General features: G+C 62.2%; 13 protein-coding genes and 3 tRNA genes. 9 read left to right on the forward strand and 7 right to left on the reverse strand.

The annotated features are described in order from the left end of the window. Positions 1-6 precede the first annotated feature (6 nt). Entirely contained in the window at positions 7-1,416 is a 1,410-nt protein-coding gene (locus tag ACFOPI_RS08385) for an ATP-binding protein (protein ID WP_382172888.1), read from the reverse strand. Continuing rightward, positions 1,416-2,147, reverse strand: coding sequence for an osmolarity response regulator transcription factor OmpR (gene ompR, locus ACFOPI_RS08390; protein WP_066260180.1), 732 nt, complete (start codon positions 2,145-2,147; stop codon positions 1,416-1,418). The genes ACFOPI_RS08385 and ompR overlap by 1 nt, the downstream gene beginning before the upstream one ends. Before the next feature lie 603 nt (positions 2,148-2,750). On the opposite strand from ompR, the gene ACFOPI_RS08395 reads away from it, so the two are divergent. Further along, complete coding sequence (locus tag ACFOPI_RS08395) at positions 2,751-3,356, forward strand: SIMPL domain-containing protein (RefSeq protein ID WP_382173088.1); 606 nt, start codon at positions 2,751-2,753, stop codon at positions 3,354-3,356. A 3-nt stretch (positions 3,357-3,359) separates the two neighbouring features. Here the strand turns inward: ACFOPI_RS08395 and ACFOPI_RS08400 are convergent, their stop codons facing one another. After that, positions 3,360-4,130: a 3-hydroxybutyrate dehydrogenase gene (locus tag ACFOPI_RS08400; RefSeq protein ID WP_382172890.1), complete on the reverse strand. Its 771-nt coding sequence runs from the start codon at positions 4,128-4,130 to the stop codon at positions 3,360-3,362. A gap of 37 nt (positions 4,131-4,167) precedes the next feature. Here ACFOPI_RS08400 and ACFOPI_RS08405 point away from each other — a divergent pair, with 37 nt between their 5' ends. The 5 genes from ACFOPI_RS08405 to rimO all read left to right on the forward strand — a co-directional run bounded on the left by ACFOPI_RS08405 (position 4,168) and on the right by rimO (position 9,718). Next, on the forward strand, positions 4,168-5,130 hold the full coding sequence (locus ACFOPI_RS08405) for an alpha/beta fold hydrolase (RefSeq protein WP_382172892.1): 963 nt from the start codon (positions 4,168-4,170) through the stop codon (positions 5,128-5,130). A gap of 13 nt (positions 5,131-5,143) precedes the next feature. Continuing rightward, positions 5,144-7,426, forward strand: a complete 2,283-nt coding sequence (locus ACFOPI_RS08410; protein ID WP_382172894.1) for a RelA/SpoT family protein — start codon at positions 5,144-5,146, stop codon at positions 7,424-7,426. 61 nt (positions 7,427-7,487) lie between these two features. After that, positions 7,488-7,564: transfer RNA gene (locus ACFOPI_RS08415), tRNA-Val, on the forward strand. 194 nt (positions 7,565-7,758) lie between these two features. Next, complete coding sequence (phaR, locus tag ACFOPI_RS08420; protein ID WP_382172896.1) at positions 7,759-8,301, forward strand: polyhydroxyalkanoate synthesis repressor PhaR; 543 nt, start codon at positions 7,759-7,761, stop codon at positions 8,299-8,301. A gap of 31 nt (positions 8,302-8,332) precedes the next feature. Next, entirely contained in the window at positions 8,333-9,718 is a 1,386-nt protein-coding gene (gene rimO, locus ACFOPI_RS08425; RefSeq protein ID WP_382172898.1) for a 30S ribosomal protein S12 methylthiotransferase RimO, read from the forward strand. 51 nt (positions 9,719-9,769) lie between these two features. Here rimO and ACFOPI_RS08430 read toward each other — a convergent pair. Both ACFOPI_RS08430 and ACFOPI_RS08435 read right to left on the reverse strand, forming a co-directional pair. After that, a tRNA-Leu gene (locus ACFOPI_RS08430) sits at positions 9,770-9,854 on the reverse strand. A 114-nt stretch (positions 9,855-9,968) separates the two neighbouring features. After that, positions 9,969-10,053 (reverse strand) — tRNA-Leu (locus tag ACFOPI_RS08435). 49 nt (positions 10,054-10,102) lie between these two features. Here ACFOPI_RS08435 and rnr point away from each other — a divergent pair. Beyond that, the gene (gene rnr / locus ACFOPI_RS08440; protein WP_382172900.1) at positions 10,103-12,376 is read left to right on the forward strand and encodes a ribonuclease R; all 2,274 of its coding nucleotides are present in this window, start codon (positions 10,103-10,105) and stop codon (positions 12,374-12,376) included. After that, a complete protein-coding gene (locus ACFOPI_RS08445; RefSeq protein ID WP_382172902.1) occupies positions 12,376-12,930 on the forward strand; it encodes a YggT family protein in 555 nt (184 codons plus the stop codon). The genes rnr and ACFOPI_RS08445 overlap by 1 nt, the downstream gene beginning before the upstream one ends. A 9-nt stretch (positions 12,931-12,939) precedes the next feature. Here ACFOPI_RS08445 and ACFOPI_RS08450 read toward each other — a convergent pair whose 3' ends face one another. Further along, a complete protein-coding gene (locus ACFOPI_RS08450; RefSeq protein WP_382172904.1) occupies positions 12,940-14,409 on the reverse strand; it encodes an NAD(P)H-hydrate dehydratase in 1,470 nt (489 codons plus the stop codon). Between the two features lie 174 nt (positions 14,410-14,583). Next, on the reverse strand, positions 14,584-15,804 hold the full coding sequence (locus ACFOPI_RS08455) for an NAD(P)/FAD-dependent oxidoreductase (protein WP_382172906.1): 1,221 nt from the start codon (positions 15,802-15,804) through the stop codon (positions 14,584-14,586). 294 nt (positions 15,805-16,098) lie between these two features. On the opposite strand from ACFOPI_RS08455, the gene rpsB reads away from it, so the two are divergent. Continuing rightward, positions 16,099-16,854 (forward strand): 30S ribosomal protein S2, encoded by a 756-nt coding sequence (gene rpsB / locus ACFOPI_RS08460; RefSeq protein ID WP_382172908.1) that lies wholly within the window; start codon positions 16,099-16,101, stop codon positions 16,852-16,854. Positions 16,855-16,881: the final 27 nt, after the last annotated feature.

A 16,881-nucleotide genomic window follows, 5' to 3' on the forward strand; every position in this document is an offset into this window, starting at 1 on the left:
CTTGCATCAGGCGGTTTTGCCGACCGGCAGCTTGATGTGGGCGGCCAGCCCGCCCGAACTGCTGTTGGCCAGCGCGAAGCGGCCCCCCATGCGGGCAATCGCGCGCTCGACAATGGCCAAGCCCAGCCCGGTGCCGGTGGCGGCGCTGCGCGAGGCGTCTCCACGGAAGAAAGGCTGTGTGAGCTGGCTGATCATCTCGGGATTGACGCCTGGGCCGTGGTCGCGCAGCTTGACCAGCACCCATTGGTCCTTGGTCTTGGCCCCAATGTCGATCTCGGCCACGCCGGTTGTCTGGTTGCGGCCGTAGCGCACGGCGTTCTGCAGGAGGTTGGAGAACACGCGGTTGAGTTCGACCGCATCGCCCATCACCCAGGTGTCGTCAGGAATGCTGGTTTTCACCGCCACGTCGGGCTGGTTGCCCAACGCAAACACGGCGGCCTCGATGACCTCGTTGAGGCTCACGCGCTGTGGCTCCATGTGGTCCGGCCGGGCGTAGTCGAGGAACTTGTCGATGATGGCATTGACCTGTTCGATGTCGGCCGACATGTGTTCCCGCGCTTCCGCGTCGGCCACACTCATTTCGGTCTCCAGCCGCAGCCGAGCCAGCGGCGTGCGCAGGTCGTGCGAGATGCCCGCCAGCATCAGGGCGCGGTCCTGCTCGATCTTTGACAGCCGCTGCGCCATCTGGTTGAACCCAATGTTCACCTGCCGGATTTCACTCGTGGCCACCGCCTCATTGAGTCGGCTGGAGTTGAAGTCACCGTCGCGCACACGGCTCGCGGCAAACGACAGCTTCTGCAATGGCCGGTTGATCAGGCGCGCGATCCACGCGGCGCCCATCAACGAAAGCACGGCGGCGGTGGCGAGCCAGATCAACCAGGTCTTGCCGGTCACCAGCTCCACCCGCGAAGGGTCTGCCTGCAGCCAGTAAGGGTCGCCGTCGATGGAGAAGCCGATCCAGAGACCCGGCGTGCCGTTGACCTCGCGTGCGACCACGGTGTCGGGGCCGAGCCGGGCGCTGAGTTGCGCGCTGACCGTCCTGCTGAGTTGATCGGCGTCGTAAAGGCGGAATTTGTCACCCGGCTCGCGCGGGGCGATCCTCACCTTTTCCTCGTCGGCCATGGTCTTGACCAGCGACACACGGGCAATCGAGTCGGAGTGCACGAGTGCCGCACGACTGAGGTTCACCAGCGAGGCCAGCTGCTGCGCACTTTGCAGCGTGCGCGGCTCGTATTCCAGCGCCCGGAATGTCTGAAGCCATGCCACGATGCAGCCCACCAGCAGCAGCGACAGCAGGAAAAAGGTGCGCCAGAACAGGCTCACCTCGCGCGCGGGTTTGCTCTCCAGCGGAGCGGACGCCGTCTCAAGCGCCGCCGGCTCGGTTTCGAAGGTGGGGACCCGCGATTCGTCGATCATCAGGCGTTGCCGTCCGGCACAAACACATAGCCCACGCCCCACACCGTCTGCAGGTAGCGGGGCGACGCTGCGTCCTCTTCAATCAACTTGCGCAGGCGGGACACCTGCACGTCCAGGCTGCGGTCGAACGGTTCGAACTCTCGTCCGCGGGCCAGCTGAGCGAGTTTCTCGCGGGACAGCGGCTGGCGCGGGTGGCGCACCAAAGCCTTGAGCATGGCAAATTCGCCCGTGGTCAGCGGCAGGTCGGCGCCGTCCTTGCGCAGGGTGCGCAGGCTCAGGTCGAACTCGAACGGGCCGAAGTTGACCACCTCCGCATCCTGTGAGGGAGCGCCTGGCACCTCGGCCGGAGGGCGGCGGCGCAGCACAGCATGCACCCGCGCCAGCAGCTCGCGCGGGTTGAACGGCTTGCCCAGGTAATCGTCGGCGCCTACCTCAAGGCCGACGATGCGGTCCACATCCTCGCTTTTGGCGGTGAGCATGATGATCGGCGTGCGGTCACCGTTGGCGCGCAGGCGCCGGCAGATCGACAGGCCGTCTTCGCCCGGCATCATCAGGTCGAGCACGATCAGGTCCACTGCCTCACGTTGGAGGACACGGTTCAGGGCCTTGCCGTCCTCGGCCAGCATGACCTCGAATCCTTCCTGCATCAGGTAGCGACGGAGCAGGTCGCGGATGCGGACATCGTCATCGACCACCAGGATCTTGTTCGGGCGGGCGGTGTTTTGTGGCATGGAAGCAACTCCGGATAAATGTAACAAAGGCGATTGTGGCAGCGCCAAGTGCTTGTCAGGGCTTGTTTTTTGGTTTTTTGACAGGCTGTTACATCTGTTGCCCGACCCCCGCACACCGTTACCAGCGGCCCGCTCAGAATGCCTTCATCGTTCAGTTCAGTCAGAACCATGATCAACCATAAATACTCTGTGTCTGCGATGCTGCTGGGGGCGCCATTGCTCTCTGCGGCGTTGGAGTTGAGGGAGCAGCCTGCCCAGTCCCTGGCCACCGAGCCAGTGGCCGTGTCGCCCGCCGAGGTCCAGGAAGGACGCCCGGGAGCTACACGGTTGCGCGAGTCCCTGAGGCAGCCGCTCGGCGATGGCTACACAGCCAGCAAACCATTTAGGCTCTCTCCTGAGGAGCGGCAGCGCATGCGCGAACAGCTGCGCGGTTGGCCAGAGCAGTCTGCTCAATCAAAATAGCCGGCTATGAACAAATATCTGCGGGTGGCATTGTCGTGCCACCGGGTGAGCGTGCTCGCCGTGGTTTTTTCGGGGCTTCTGGGTGCTGGTGCTTCTTTTGCCCAACCTGTGCCAGCTGTCGCTCCGGTCAATGTGGTGGTGGTGTCGGCCAGTGCACAGCTTGAAGTGCCTCAGGACTGGCTCACAATGACCCTGACCACCTCGCGGGATGGCAGCGATGCCGCTTCAGTGCAGAGCCAGTTGCGACAAGCGGTTGACGCCGCCTTGGCGGTGGCCAAGCCGCAGGCCTCTGCCCAGCAACTGGAGGTGAAAACAGGATCTTTCGGGGTGTATCCGCGCCATGGCAGCAACGGACGTATCGTGGGCTGGCAGGGGGCGGCGGAGTTGGTGCTGGAAGGACGGGACTTCGTCCGCATCAGCACCACTGCGGGGAAGATCTCTTCCATGGGCGTTGGCAACGTGGCCTTCTCGCTGTCACGCGAGGCGCAACAAAGGCTTGAGTCCGAGGTTCAGGCCTCGGCCATCGAACGTTTCAAGGCCAAGGCGGTCGAGGTGGCCAAGGCCTTCGGATTCGAGGGCTACACCCTGCGCGAGGTGTCGGTCAGCCCCGCTGACCAGGGTGAGCGGCCGATGTACCGGATGCGTGCAGCGTCGGTGGCCCAGGCACCTGCCGACGCCTCAGTCCCTGTCGAGGCGGGCAAGAGCCTGGTCACGGTCACGGTGTCGGGCTCGGTCCAGCTGCGCTGAGGGTCATTGCGCCACCCAGCCACCGTCCATGTTCCAGGCCACGCCACGTACGTTGGCGCCGGCCGGTGAGCAGAAGAACACCGCCAGCTCGCCCAACTCTTCGGGTGTGGTGAACTGCATCGAGGGCTCCTTCTCCCCCAGCAACTGCTTCTTGGCGTCCTCGTTGGAAAGACCCAGTGCCGCCGCCTTGGCATCCACCTGTTTCTGCACCAGCGGTGTCAGCACCCAGCCAGGGCAGATTGCGTTGCAGGTCACTCCGGTGGTCGCGTTTTCAAGGGCGGTCACCTTGGTGAGGCCGACCACCCCGTGCTTGGCCGCAACGTAGGCTGACTTCTCTGCCGAGGCGACCAGGCCATGGACCGAGGCCACATTGATGATGCGTCCCCAGTTCGCTGCACGCATGGCGGGCAGCACCAGGCGAGTGGCGTGGAACGCGCTGGAGAGATTGATGGCGATCACAGCGTCCCAGCGCTCGACCGGGAAGTCCTCCACGCGCGCCACATGCTGGATGCCGGCGTTGTTCACCAGGATGTCGACCCGGCCAAAGCGGCTGGCCGCGAACTTCACCATGTCTTCAATCTCGGTCGGCTTGCTCATGTCTGCGCCGTGGTAGGCCACCTGCACACCCAGGGTTGCGATCTCGGCCTGCGGACCTTCGGAGTCACCGAAACCATTGAGAACAATGTTCGCACCCTGACGAGCCAGCGCCTTGGCGATGCCCAGTCCAATGCCGCTGGTCGAGCCTGTGACGAGGGCGGTTTTGTTGGCAAGCATGAGGGATCTCCAGTTCCATTACGATTGGTTGAACAACATGCAAACCATTATCACGGAGTCCCGAGGAATGAGCGGTTCCAGCCAGATGCCAGAGCTGCGGTTCGTCGATGTTCCCGGGCCAGTCTCCAGCAGTGGCCAGCAGCGCCGATTGGCGTACTGGGACTGGGTGCCGCAACAAGGTGCCGATGCACACCGCGTTGTGGTGTGTGTGCATGGGCTGTCCCGTCAGGGGCGTGACTTCGATGTGCTGGCGTCCACCCTGACCGGTCAGGCGCGCGTCATTGCCGTGGACGTTGCCGGTCGCGGATTCAGCGACTGGCTCGCCGACCCGATGAGCTATCAAGTGGGAACCTACGCGGCGGATGCGGGAAGTCTCATTGCCGGGCTTCGTTCCGAAGACCCCATGCTCCAGATCGACTGGGTCGGCACCAGCATGGGGGGACTGATCGGCATGGCCCTGGCGGCCCAGCCTGCGATGCGTATCCGAAGGCTGGTGCTCAACGATGTCGGTCCGGTGCTCCAATGGGAAGCCTTGCGGCGCATCGGGACCTATCTGGGGCTCAACCCCTCTTTTGCCAGCGAGCAGGAGGCTGTGGACTACCTGTGGTCCATCTCGTCCAGTTTTGGGCCCCACAGCCCGCAGCAGTGGATGGCGCTGTCCCATCCCATGCTGCGCGAGAGGGATGGGCGCTGGTGGCTGCACTACGACCCTGCTCTGGCCGTTCCAATCCGGGCGATGACAGACATGGATGAGTCCGTCGGTCGCAAATTAGTGGCCGATGGGGAGGCTGCCCTTTGGGCGCTGTACGACGCCATCTCGGCGCCTACCCTGCTGCTGCGAGGCGCCGATTCCGACCTCTTGACCCGCGAGACGGCGAAGACCATGTCTGATAGAGGACCTCGCGCGCGCTGCGTCGAATTTCCGGGTGTCGGACATGCACCGACCCTGGTGGCGCCGGACCAGGTGGCTTCGGTGGTTGGTTTCCTGGGACAGGCCTGAGTGAGCCCTTTCCATGCAATATTCGAGTTCTGTTCCTCCACCACCGACGTCGGCCATCGTGGCCGCCACCTCGGACAGCCTGCCTCAACAGGCCCAGGCATTGGCGCGTGCCCGTGCCTTTGCCGAGCCGCTGCTGGCCAGCGAGCAGCTGGACACTGGCGAGAATATCCTTGCGCACGCCGATGCGGTCGCCACGGTGCTGCGCGACATTGGCGGGTCGGAGGCGATGCAGGCCGCCGCCTATCTGGTGTACGCGTGCCAGTACCTCAACAGGCCGCAGGAAGTGATTGCCAAGGCGTTCGGCGAGAACTACGCAGCGCTCGCTCTTGAGACGAGCAAGCTGGTGCAACTGCAGCGGCAGGCCCGCATCAAGTCGGCCGAGGTGCAGAACCGGAAGACCGGGGAGCGCTTGGCTGCGCAAGAGGCTGCCCTGCCTGTGGCGTCACCGGGCAAGGTGCCCGTGTCCGAACTTGCAGCCAGCCAGACCGAAAACGTCCGAAAGATGTTGCTCGCGTTTTCCCGTGACCTGCGGGTGGTGATGCTGCGGCTGGCATCGCGCCTGCAGACATTGCGCTATTTCGCTGCCTGTAAAGGCGATCCCGGTAAGGCCTTGGCCAGCGAGTCCCTGCATGTCTTCGCGCCGCTGGCCAACCGCCTGGGCATCTGGCAGATCAAGTGGGAGATGGAAGATCTGGCCTTTCGCTTTCTTGAGCCTCAGACGTACAAAGAGGTGGCCCGTCTGCTGGATGAAAAGAGGGCGGAACGCGAGGTGCACATCGAGCAGGTGCGGATGCAACTCGAGCAGGACCTGCGGCGGCAGGGCATCCAGGCGTCGGTCCAGGGACGGCCCAAGCACATCTACAGCATCGTCAAGAAGATGCGTGGCAAGTCGCTGGACTTCGATCAGGTGTTCGACATCCGGGCGTTGCGGGTGGTGGTGCCTTCGACCGATGCATGCTATGCGGTGCTGGCGTTGGTGCACTCGCAGTTCACGCCTGTTGCGGAGGAATTTGACGACTACATCGCCAAGCCCAAGGCCAATGGCTACCAGTCGCTGCACACCGTGGTGCGAGACCCGCAGGGCAGGGCGTTCGAGATACAGATACGGTCCCAGGCCATGCACGACCACGCCGAACATGGGGTGGCCGCTCATTGGGCCTACAAGGAGGCAGGAACCAAGGGGTATGCGGGTGTGTCGGCCAGTTCCGAATACGACGCCAAGATCGCTGTTCTACGACAACTGCTGGCTTGGGAGCGTGACCTCAGCGGGGCTTCGCCTGGGCTGTTCGACGACCGCATCTATGTCCTGACGCCGGATGCCGCCATCGTGGAGCTGTCGCAGGGTGCGACGCCCGTCGATTTCGCGTATTCGGTGCACACCAACCTGGGGCATCGCTGCAGAGGGGCCCGGGTGGACGGCGTCATGGTTCCTCTGAACACGGCGCTGCAGAATGGTCAGACTGTCGAGATCATTGCCGCCAAGGAAGGGGGGCCTTCGCGCGACTGGCTCAACTCCGAGCTGGGTTACCTGGTCGGGCACCGTGCCAAGAGCAAGGTCCGGGCATGGTTCAACCAACTGGCAATGGAAGAGACCGTTGCCCGTGGGCGTGAGGCGGTGGAGCGTCTCCTTCAGCGAGAGGGACGCACGGCACTGAGGTTCGAGGATCTGGCCAGCTCAGCCGGCCTGCCTTCGGCGCAGGCGCTGTTTGAACAGGTGGGCAAGGACGATCTGTCGCTTCGCACACTGGAAGTGCTTCTGCGGCAGGGAGACCAGCCCGTCGCTGAAGATGTTCCGCCTTGGCTGAAGAAGCCGCGTCCCACGCGCTCGGCTCCCAGCGGGGGGGTGCTGGTGGTCGGTGTCGACTCTCTGATGACGCAGTTGGCCAAATGCTGCAAGCCGGCCCCGCCGGACGACATCCGGGGGTTTGTGACCCGTGGCAAGGGTGTGAGCATCCATCGGAGCGATTGCAGCGACTTTGCCCATCTGCAGCGCACCAGTCCTGACCGGGTGATCGATGTGCAATGGGGTGGCGCTGTTTCTGGCGGGCGGGACGGGGCTTCTGCAGTGTACCCGGTGGACGTGGCTGTGGAGGCGATTGACCGGCAAGGGTTGCTGAGGGACATTTCCGATGTGTTCGCGCGCGAGAAGATGAACGTCATTGGGGTTCAGACGCAGTCCGTCAAGGGCATCGCCTGGATGACCTTCACCATCGAGGTCACCGATGCGAGACAGGTGTCTCGTGCCATGTCGGTGGTTGGCGACGTGGCCGGTGTGCGCATGGTCAGGCGCAAATGATTCACGGGTTTGGACAAATCGCTGAATTCGCTGCTATACTGCGAGGCTTCGGACAGTTTGCAGGCGCGTAGCTCAGCTGGTTAGAGCACCACCTTGACATGGTGGGGGTCGTTGGTTCGAGTCCAATCGCGCCTACCAAACATTTCCGAAACGACAAGGGCCCGGCATTGCGCCAGGCCCTTTTTCTTTGTGCGGCCGCCTTGCGGCATGGCATCATCTGCGATGCGCACAGGGAAAACCCATCTGGCAGCTCAGGGGGCGCTTCCTAGAATGCGGCGCAACAGCAGCCTCCAAGTTGTGGGGGCTCTCCGTCTTCACGTGAAGGTCCTGTAGTGCAAAAAAGCAAGGCCGATGCCCATGGTTCCTCTCCGGAGGCTGTGCGGGTCATCAAAAAGTACCCCAACCGACGCCTCTACGACACCGATACGTCGTCATACATCACGCTTACGGAGGTCAAATCTCTGGTGATGGACAACGAGCGCTTTGTGGTGCGCGATGCCAAGACCAATGAAGATCTGACCCGCAGCATCCTGTTGCAGATCATTCTGGAGGAGGAGACGGCTGGCGTGCCAATCTTCACCGAGCAGGTGCTTGCCAACATCATCCGTTTCTACGGCCACGCGATGCAGGACTTCATGGGCTCCTATCTGGAAAAGAACGTCCAGATATTCATGGATCTGCAAGCCAAGATGGCAGAACAGTCGAAGGGGCTGAATCCGGAGGTCTGGAAGCAGTTCATGAACGTCCAGTCTCCGATGATGCAGGGCATGATGGGGACTTATCTGGAGCAGTCTCGCAGCGCTTTCACGCAGATGCAGGAACAGATGCAGAAGAACAGCGAGCAGATGTTGGCTGCTTTTGGCCTCAAGCGCTGATCTGATCAAGCCGGTCTGAGACAATCCGGGGATGAGTGACTCCCCTGTTTCCATCAGCGCTTCGGCGCCCAAAGTGGGTTTTGTGAGCTTGGGCTGTCCCAAGGCCCTCACGGACTCCGAACTGATCCTCACGCAACTGAGCGCAGAGGGTTACCAGACCTCCAAGACCTTTGCCGGTGCAGACATCGTCATTGTCAACACTTGCGGATTTATCGACGACGCCGTCAAGGAAAGCCTGGACACCATCGGCGAAGCGCTGGCCGAGAACGGCAAGGTGATTGTCACGGGTTGCCTGGGTGCGCGAGAAGGCGATGGGGGCGGCAATCTGGTGCAGCAGATGCACCCGAGCGTGCTGGCGGTGACCGGGCCGCATGCGACCCATGAGGTGATGGAGGCTGTTCACCGGCATCTTCCCAAACCGCACGACCCGTTTGTTGATCTTGTCCCGCCTCAGGGCATCAAGCTCACGCCGCGCCACTACGCCTACCTGAAGATTAGCGAAGGCTGCAACCACCGTTGCACGTTCTGCATCATTCCGTCGATGCGAGGTGATCTGGTCAGCCGACCGGTGGGTGACGTGCTGACAGAGGCGCGCAAATTGTTCGAGGCCGGAGTCAAAGAGTTGTTGGTGGTCAGCCAGGACACCTCGGCCTATGGTGTCGATGTGCAGTACCGGACTGGTTTCTGGGATGGCAAGCCTGTGAAAACCAAGATGCTCGATTTGGTTCGAGCGCTCGGTGAGCTGGCCAAAGGGTTTGGTGCATGGGTGCGTTTGCACTACGTGTACCCATACCCTCACGTGGACGATGTGATCCCGTTGATGTCAGAGGGCTTGATCCTTCCGTATCTGGATGTGCCGCTGCAACACAGCCATCCCGATGTGCTCAAGCGGATGAAGCGCCCGGCGAGCGGAGAACGAAATCTGGAGCGCCTTGCTCGCTGGCGCGAGATCTGTCCTGAGATTGTGGTGCGCAGCACTTTCATTGCAGGCTTTCCAGGAGAGACTGAGGCTGAGTTCCAGCATCTGCTCGATTTCCTGGCCGAAGCGCGCATTGATCGTGCGGGCTGCTTTGCTTACTCGCCTGTGGAGGGTGCGGCAGCCAATACGCTGGCCGATCCTGTTGCCGATGCGGTGCGTGAAGAGCGCCGAGCGCGCTTCATGCAGGTCGCGGAGCGGGTGTCCGCCGACAAGCTGCGCTCCCGCGTGGGGGCGACGATGCAGGTGCTGGTGGACTCCGCGCCGGGCCAGGGTAAGAGGGGTGGGGTGGGTCGAAGTTATGCCGATGCACCTGAGATTGATGGCGTGGTGCGGCTGCTTTCGCCGGAAAAAATCAGCAAGACGCTCAAGGTGGGTGAGTTCACTCGTGCGCGCATCGTTGCCGCGGACGGTCATGACCTTGTGGCTCAGCCGATTTGATGTGGGAAATAGAAAGGGCTTGCAAACGAACAATTTGCAAGCCCTTGTATTTGGTGCCCAAGAGAGGACTCGAACCTCCACGCCTCTCAGCGCTAGTACCTGAAACTAGTGCGTCTACCAATTCCGCCACCTGGGCATCTCAGGAGGCTGCCATTATAGCCTGCGGTGCAGCGCGTTTCGGCTGCGATATTTTCGGCCCAAACAAAAAAGAAAAGGGCTTGCAAACTCTTTGTCTGCAAGCCCTTATGATTGGTGCCCAAGAGAGGACTCGAACCTCCACGCCTCTCGGCGCTAGTACCTGAAACTAGTGCGTCTACCAATTCCGCCACCTGGGCATCTCAGGAAGACAGCTAGTATAGCAGTAAAAAAACAGAACACATAATCTTGAACGAAAAAAACAATCTTCTGGCCGAATTCGAAGGTGTGGTCTCCGGTCATCGCGACGGACATGGGTTTGTGATCCGTGATGACGGACAGCCCGACATCTATCTTCCTTCCAACGAAATGAGGGCGGTGCTGCACAAGGATCGGGTGAAGGCCCGCATAGTGCGGCTGGATCGCAAGGGTCGCCCTGAAGGGCGGGTGACCGAGATCATCGAACGTCCCGCCGCGCCTATCATTGGTCGCCTTTTGCAAGAGAGTGGCGTGTGGCTCGTGGCCCCTGAGGACAAGCGCTATGGGCAGGATGTCCTGATTCCCAAAGGCGCCACCGGGTCGGCGAAGACTGGGCAGGTGGTGGTTGTGGAACTGACCGAGCCTCCGGCCCTCTATGGACAGCCCGTCGGTCGTGTCAAAGAGGTGCTTGGCGAGATCGATGACCCTGGCATGGAGATCGAGATCGCGGTGCGCAAGTACGGCGTGCCTCACGAGTTTTCGGATTCAGCGCTTGCAGAAGCTCGTGCGCTGCCCGACAAGGTTCGGCCTGGGGACCTGAAGCAGCGGGTCGATCTGCGCGACGTGGCCCTGGTGACCATCGACGGAGAGGATGCGCGGGATTTCGACGACGCGGTGTACTGTGAACCCGCCAAGGTGGGGCGGGGCAAGGGTTGGCGTCTGTTGGTGGCCATTGCCGATGTGAGCCACTACGTGAAGACAGGTGCACCGATCGACGTGGACGCGTATGACAGAGCGACTTCGGTCTACTTTCCTCGGAGGGTGATTCCGATGTTGCCGGAGAAGCTGTCCAACGGACTGTGTTCTCTGAACCCAGACGTGGATCGCCTGTGCATGGTCTGCGACATGCTGGTCAATGCCAAGGGCGAGGTGCATGCTTACCAGTTCTATCCTGCAGTGATGCACAGCCACGCGCGTTTCACTTACACCGAGGTGGCTGCGATCCTGCAAAACACGCGGGGTCCCGAGGCGCAGAACCGAAAGGCGTTGGTTCCTCACCTGCTGGATCTGCACGATGTGTATCGGGCGTTGGTCGCGGCTCGTAACAAGCGAGGCGCCGTTGACTTCGAGACAGTGGAAACCCAGATCGTGTGTGATGAATCCGGCCGCATCGAGAGGATCGTGCCGCGTACTCGCAATGACGCGCACAAGCTGATTGAAGAAGCCATGCTGGCGGCCAACGTGTGTTCCGCCGATTTCATTGGCCAGAGCAAGCATGCGGGCTTGTTCCGTGTGCACGAAGGGCCGACACCCGAAAAACAGGAGACCTTACGCAACTACCTCAAAGCCATGGGTGTTTCTCACTCCATCAGCGACAACCCCCACCCGTCCGAGTTCCAGCAGATCGCCGAGGCAACCAAGGACCGGCCAGAGGCCCAGCAGATCCACAGCATGCTGCTGCGTTCCATGTCACAGGCCATCTACACGCCCATGAATCAAGGGCACTTCGGCCTCGCGTTCGATGCCTACACCCACTTCACGAGCCCGATCCGTCGCTATCCCGATCTGCTGGTCCACCGGGTCATCAAGGCCATCCTGAACAAGCAAAAATACCAGCTGCCCACCTTGCCAACGCCTGGGGAAGCGCACGCTAAGCTCAGCAAGCGCCTGGCCAGTCGGGCTCGTCCGCCCGTGGCTGGTGAGCCGGTGAAGAAGCCTTCGGCCGATCTCCTGGCGTGGCAGGCTGCTGGGTTGCACTGCAGCGCCAACGAACGACGTGCCGATGAAGCCAGTCGTGACGTGGAGGCGTGGCTCAAGTGCAAGTACATGCGCGAGCACCTGGGTGAGGAGTTCAGTGGTGTCGTGACCGCGGTCACTAGCTTCGGACTGTTCGTGACACTTGATGCGATGTATGTGGAAGGGTTGGTGCATATCACCGAACTGGGTGGAGAGTACTTCCGGTTCGACGAGGCACGGCAGGAGCTCCGGGGCGAGCGCACGGGCATTCGGTACGCGTTGGGCTCCAGGGTGCAGGTTCAGGTGAGCCGGGTTGATCTCGATGGGCGTCGCATCGACTTCCGGCTTGTGTCGGGCAACGACGATGCCGTGCTTCGGGCCATGCGCGACAAGACTGGTGGAGATGGTGCTCCGGATCAGGGCGGGGGAAGACGCCAGCGCGAGCGTGACGAACGGACGCAGGGCAAGGTGGCCTCCCGAGGATCCGCAGGTTCCGGCAAGGGGGCTATCTCAAACGGAGCTGGCCGCAAGGAGGCCAGAGGTTCCGCACGAGGTGGTTCGGGCAAGACGCGGAAGGGGCGCCGCTGATGGTTGCCGCTCTTTTTTTCGTTTTGGAAACGGTGTTTTTTCTGCTCATTGGAGCGGCGCTCCTGCGGGCCTGGATGAATCACCTTCGCATCAACATGTCGGCGCAGCCCGGCCGGTTTGCCATGGCGCTCACCCACTGGCTGGTGGGGCCGGTGCGCAAAATCCTGCCGCGCCCCATGGCCCAGAGCCCGGTCGACTGGGGCAGCTTGCTGGCAGCGGTGCTGCTGGCCATCGGCTATGGCGGTTTGCGCCTGATGCTCGGTGCGGTACTGGCGCCGTCATCCGTCGGTGTGGCCGCACCCTTGGTCGCTATTCCGGGTTTGGCTTTTTATCTGCTGATCCGGGTGCTGCTGCAGGGGCTCATCTTCCTGTTGTTGGTGTACGCGGTGCTATCCTGGGTACAGCCAGGGGCGCCGGTGATGGGCACGCTGGACAAGCTTTGCTCGCCCCTGCTGCGCCCCATCCGAAAGGTGGTGCCACAGATCGGCGGTGTGGATTTGTCCGTACTGCTACTCATTGTCCTGCTGCAGATAGGGCTGATCCTGCTGGGGTGACGCGCCGGCTCAGCTCGCTCCACGAATGCACTCCACCAGACGGTTGGCCGTGAGCGTCCGGTCGTGGTTCGCCACCCATTGGTCTGCCAACCAGCCATGACCGGACACCGCCTCAAGGACCGCCTCGTAGGTAGTCACTGATCGACTGGCGGAACCCGCCAGCGCGGCTCCCAGCCAGCCGGCCAGGACGTCTCCGGTGCCTGCGGTGGCCAACGCAGGATTGCCGCTGGCGTTGATCCTGGGTGTTTCGCCAGGCGCGTGAATCACCGTTCCAGATCCCTTGAGCACAGCGATCACGTTCAGCTGCTCGCTGAGCAGGCGCGCTGCGCGGAGGCGGTCCTTCATGACCGCAGGCGTGCTGGTCGACAGCAGGCGCGCTGCTTCAAGCGGGTGAGGGGTGATGACAGTGATCCAGTTCCGCGCGCTGCGGTCCTCCACCAAGCGGCGGAGCGTGCCATCGCCCGCAATGGCGTTCAGCGCGTCTGCATCCAGGACCAGAGACGGGCAAGCCGATAGGATACGGTGGAGAGGGCCGGCAATCGCCTGGCCGCCGCCGCAGCCGCACACCACCGTGGCGCCCCGCAGCAGCGTCTCATCGGCGAGCAGGGTGTCTGTTTGTCTGAACATCAGCTCGGGGCATTGAGGATCCCAGGATGGCGGTTGCGCCTCGTGAGCAAGAAGCCCGACATACACCCGGCCGGCGCCTGCGTGAAGCGCAGCCCGTGCGGCGAGGATGGCTGCTCCGGTCATTCCGGCACCGGAGGGAGCAAGACACTGACCTCCGACCACGATCACGTCTCCTTGGCTTCCCTTGTGGGTCGCATGCGCGCGGCTCGGGCGCGCATCGGTCGCGCCATGAAGAATGGCGGCAGGTGCCGAGCAGTTGGTGGTTGTGGCTCCCAGGGTGTCCAGCCACACCGACCCCGCCTGATCTCGACCAGCAGCGGTAAACAGGCCTGGTTTGAGTGTCAGCAGAGACAGTGTGTGTCGGGGAGCGTTCGGTATCGGTGCAGCAGGCCCCAGGTACTCTCCGGTATCAGCCAGGAGGCCGCTCGGCACGTCTACGGAGAGCACCGTGGCGCGGGATCGGTGCATGTGGCTCAGATAGTTGGCCATTTCACCAGCGGGCGGGCGGGCTGTTCCGATGCCCAGCAAGGCATCAATGGCTACGTCAAAATCGTGCGGCGGTGAAGACGCCAGCGTCACGCCACTTTCCAGAGCCATGGTCAGGGCGTGTGCAGCATCTGGAGGCAACCGGCAGAGGTCGCCGGTGAGCGTGGTGACGATCTCCGGCCGGCCCTGGCGGCCTTTGGCGTCCTGAAGCAGGTGGCGGGCGGCCACAAGGCCATCTCCCCCGTTGTTGCCCGGACCACAGGCGATCCAGATTCGGCGGGCGTGGGGGGCCAGGGCCATGGCAAGGTCGGCCACACTTCGTCCCGCACGGGCCATCAGTTCATGAGCTGGCAGGGGCGCAGTCATTGCGCGTTCCAGCGCTCGCGTGGCCGCGCTGTCGTGCAGCTGCTCGCTTCGGAGTGGGCTTATGCGTCGCACTCGAGTCATCGGTGTTTGCTGATGAGGCGGAGTGTCCGCATGGCGTGCTTTCGGTGCGTTGATGGTATGTTGGGCCGATGGTGGGGCGGCAGGACAAGTCCGTCAAGCGATCGCGGGCAGGCTTCTTTGGGCCTGGAATGGCGTGGTGTCGATCTCGGATGGCCGGCCAGACAGCTGATCCGCAAGTACCTTGGCGCAGCCGCACGCCAACAGCCAGCCGTGCATGCCGTGTCCCGCGTTGATCCAGAGGCCCGGCACGCTGGTGGGGCCCAGCAAAGGCAGTCCGTCAGGCGTTGTTGTCACTGTGCCACTCCACTCCTGTACAGCGCCCGAGACGCCGGTTCTTAGTGCTCCTGGAAACCAGTCACTGAGAGCGTCGTACAGCGGTTTGAATGCAGCTTCTGTCGGGGGCAGTCGCGAAGCCCGGCGGGGTGGACCAACCGCACGAACCCACTGTCCTGTGCGCGCGATCGTGATGCCCTGCTGGAGGTCGTGAATGGTTGCCGAGGGCGCATCCAGGGGTTCTCGGATGAGTCCTGACACCGCATGGGCAACTCGGGTTTCCAACGAAAGGCTCAGTCCGTAAGGTTTCAGGAGCTCGGACGTGGAGTGACCTGTGCACAAGACAACGCCATCGAACGGCTCACTGTCGGTCTCATGCTGGCTGCTCTGCACACGGACGCCTCGCTGGCCGGGCGTGTGCTGAATGCCGAAGACCTCGGTTGCGAAACGAAAGCGGCAGCCTGCCTGCTGGGCATGGGACTTGAGCTGCAACACGAACTGACGGCAGTTCGCAGACCAGGTCTCAGGAACGACAAGCGAACCTCCGAGCGTGGTGTCGGGGTTCAGTGCTGCCTCAAGGTCTCTGGCCTGTTCCGCGTCGGTCAGATGGGATTTGCAGCCGAAGTCCGCGAGGAGGCTTTGCAGTCGGGCCGCTACCCGGTGCCCTGACGGATCCTTCCACACAGTCATCAGGCCCTGCTGTTCTCCGAAGGACGGCATCAACTGTTCGGACAATTGTGAGAGTCTTTCGAGCGAGTGACAGGCCATGGCCAAAAGGGCTGGTCCTGGATTGAGGCTGACGGGCGAGCGGTGGCCCAACAGTTTCGACCACCAAGAGTACTGGCGCTCGTTTGCTTGTTCCCATTCCAGGTTGGCGCACGCGGCTGCCCATTCCGGTGCGAGCAGGCCGCCTGGGGAGAAACTGGCTTCTTCTGCCGCTGTCTGGCGGCGCTCGAAAACTGTGACCGAGTGTCCTTCTTGGGCCAGTTCGTAAGCCGTGGTGACACCGACCACCCCTGCACCCAGTACGGCCAGCTTCAATCGCAACTCCGGCAGAGATGGTGGGCGAGAGGAGGGCAAGAGCGATCGACACAGTGCATGGATGTTAGGGTGCGAGGAGTCGGGTGGGGCAGCATGGTCGACAGTTGCCGTTCGCCAGAAGTGGTGCTGCTATAATCGACGGGCTTTGCTGCTGGTGGTCCATTGCTGGAATGCTGGTGTCAGGCAAATCCCAAATCAGCCCAACCAGGTGTTGCTTCGCTGTTTCTAGGTCCGACAAAGGCCATAGGTAAAGCAATCGGGGCTGGATTTTAGACCCAACCTCTGGAATACATCATGTCGATCTCCATGCGTGAAATGCTGGAAGCCGGTGTCCACTTCGGCCACCAAACCCGCTTCTGGAACCCCAAGATGGCCCCGTTCATTTTCGGCCATCGCAACAAGATTCACATCGTCAACCTCGAAAAGACGTTGCCGATGTTCGAAGAGGCTGCAAAGTTCGTTAAGCAGCTGTCTGCCAATCGCGGCACCATCCTGATGGTGGGTACCAAGCGCACTTCGCGTGAGATCGTGGCCCAGGAAGCCCGTCGTGCTGGTGTGCCCTTTGTCGATCAGCGCTGGCTTGGCGGCATGCTGACCAACTTCAAGACGGTCAAGACCTCGATCAAACGTCTGAAGGACATGCAGGCGCAGAAAGAGGCTGGCCTCGACAGCATGAGCAAGAAAGAGCAGCTCATGTTTGCTCGTGAGATGGAAAAGCTGGAGAAGGACATCGGTGGCATTCAGGACATGACCGCGCTGCCCGACGCCATCTTCATCATCGACGTGGGTTTTCACAAGATTGCCGTGTCAGAGGCCCAGAAACTGGGTATTCCGCTGGTCGGTGTGGTGGACACCAACCACTCCCCCGTGGGTATCGACTACGTGATTCCCGGTAACGACGACTCGGCCCGTGCCGTGGCGCTGTACGCCCGTGGCATCGCCGACGCCATTCTCGAAGGTCGTGCCAACGCGGTGAACGAGGTTGTAAAGTCTGTCTCCGCCGAGGGGGGTGACGAGTTCGTGGAAGTCAAGGAAGACGCTGCTGCCTGAACCTCGCAGCCTGCGCGAACGAGGGGC

Origin of the sequence: Hydrogenophaga luteola (genome assembly GCF_042648585.1) — a bacterium.
GTDB classification, from domain to species: Bacteria; Pseudomonadota; Gammaproteobacteria; order Burkholderiales; family Burkholderiaceae_C; genus Hydrogenophaga; species Hydrogenophaga luteola.

What these genes read in the sequence shown, in the direction of transcription:
- ACFOPI_RS08385 (WP_382172888.1), bottom strand. Translation starts at nt 1,416, where the DNA reads ATGATCGACGAATCGCGGGTCCCCACCTTCGAAACCGAGCCGGCGGCG.
- ompR (WP_066260180.1), bottom strand. Translation starts at nt 2,147, where the DNA reads ATGCCACAAAACACCGCCCGCCCGAACAAGATCCTGGTGGTCGATGAC.
- ACFOPI_RS08400 (WP_382172890.1), bottom strand. Translation starts at nt 4,130, where the DNA reads ATGCTTGCCAACAAAACCGCCCTCGTCACAGGCTCGACCAGCGGCATT.
- ACFOPI_RS08405 (WP_382172892.1), top strand. Translation starts at nt 4,168, where the DNA reads ATGCAAACCATTATCACGGAGTCCCGAGGAATGAGCGGTTCCAGCCAG.
- ACFOPI_RS08410 (WP_382172894.1), top strand. Translation starts at nt 5,144, where the DNA reads ATGCAATATTCGAGTTCTGTTCCTCCACCACCGACGTCGGCCATCGTG.
- rimO (WP_382172898.1), top strand. Translation starts at nt 8,333, where the DNA reads ATGAGTGACTCCCCTGTTTCCATCAGCGCTTCGGCGCCCAAAGTGGGT.
- ACFOPI_RS08445 (WP_382172902.1), top strand. Translation starts at nt 12,376, where the DNA reads ATGGTTGCCGCTCTTTTTTTCGTTTTGGAAACGGTGTTTTTTCTGCTC.
- ACFOPI_RS08450 (WP_382172904.1), bottom strand. Translation starts at nt 14,409, where the DNA reads ATGACTGCGCCCCTGCCAGCTCATGAACTGATGGCCCGTGCGGGACGA.
- rpsB (WP_382172908.1), top strand. Translation starts at nt 16,099, where the DNA reads ATGTCGATCTCCATGCGTGAAATGCTGGAAGCCGGTGTCCACTTCGGC.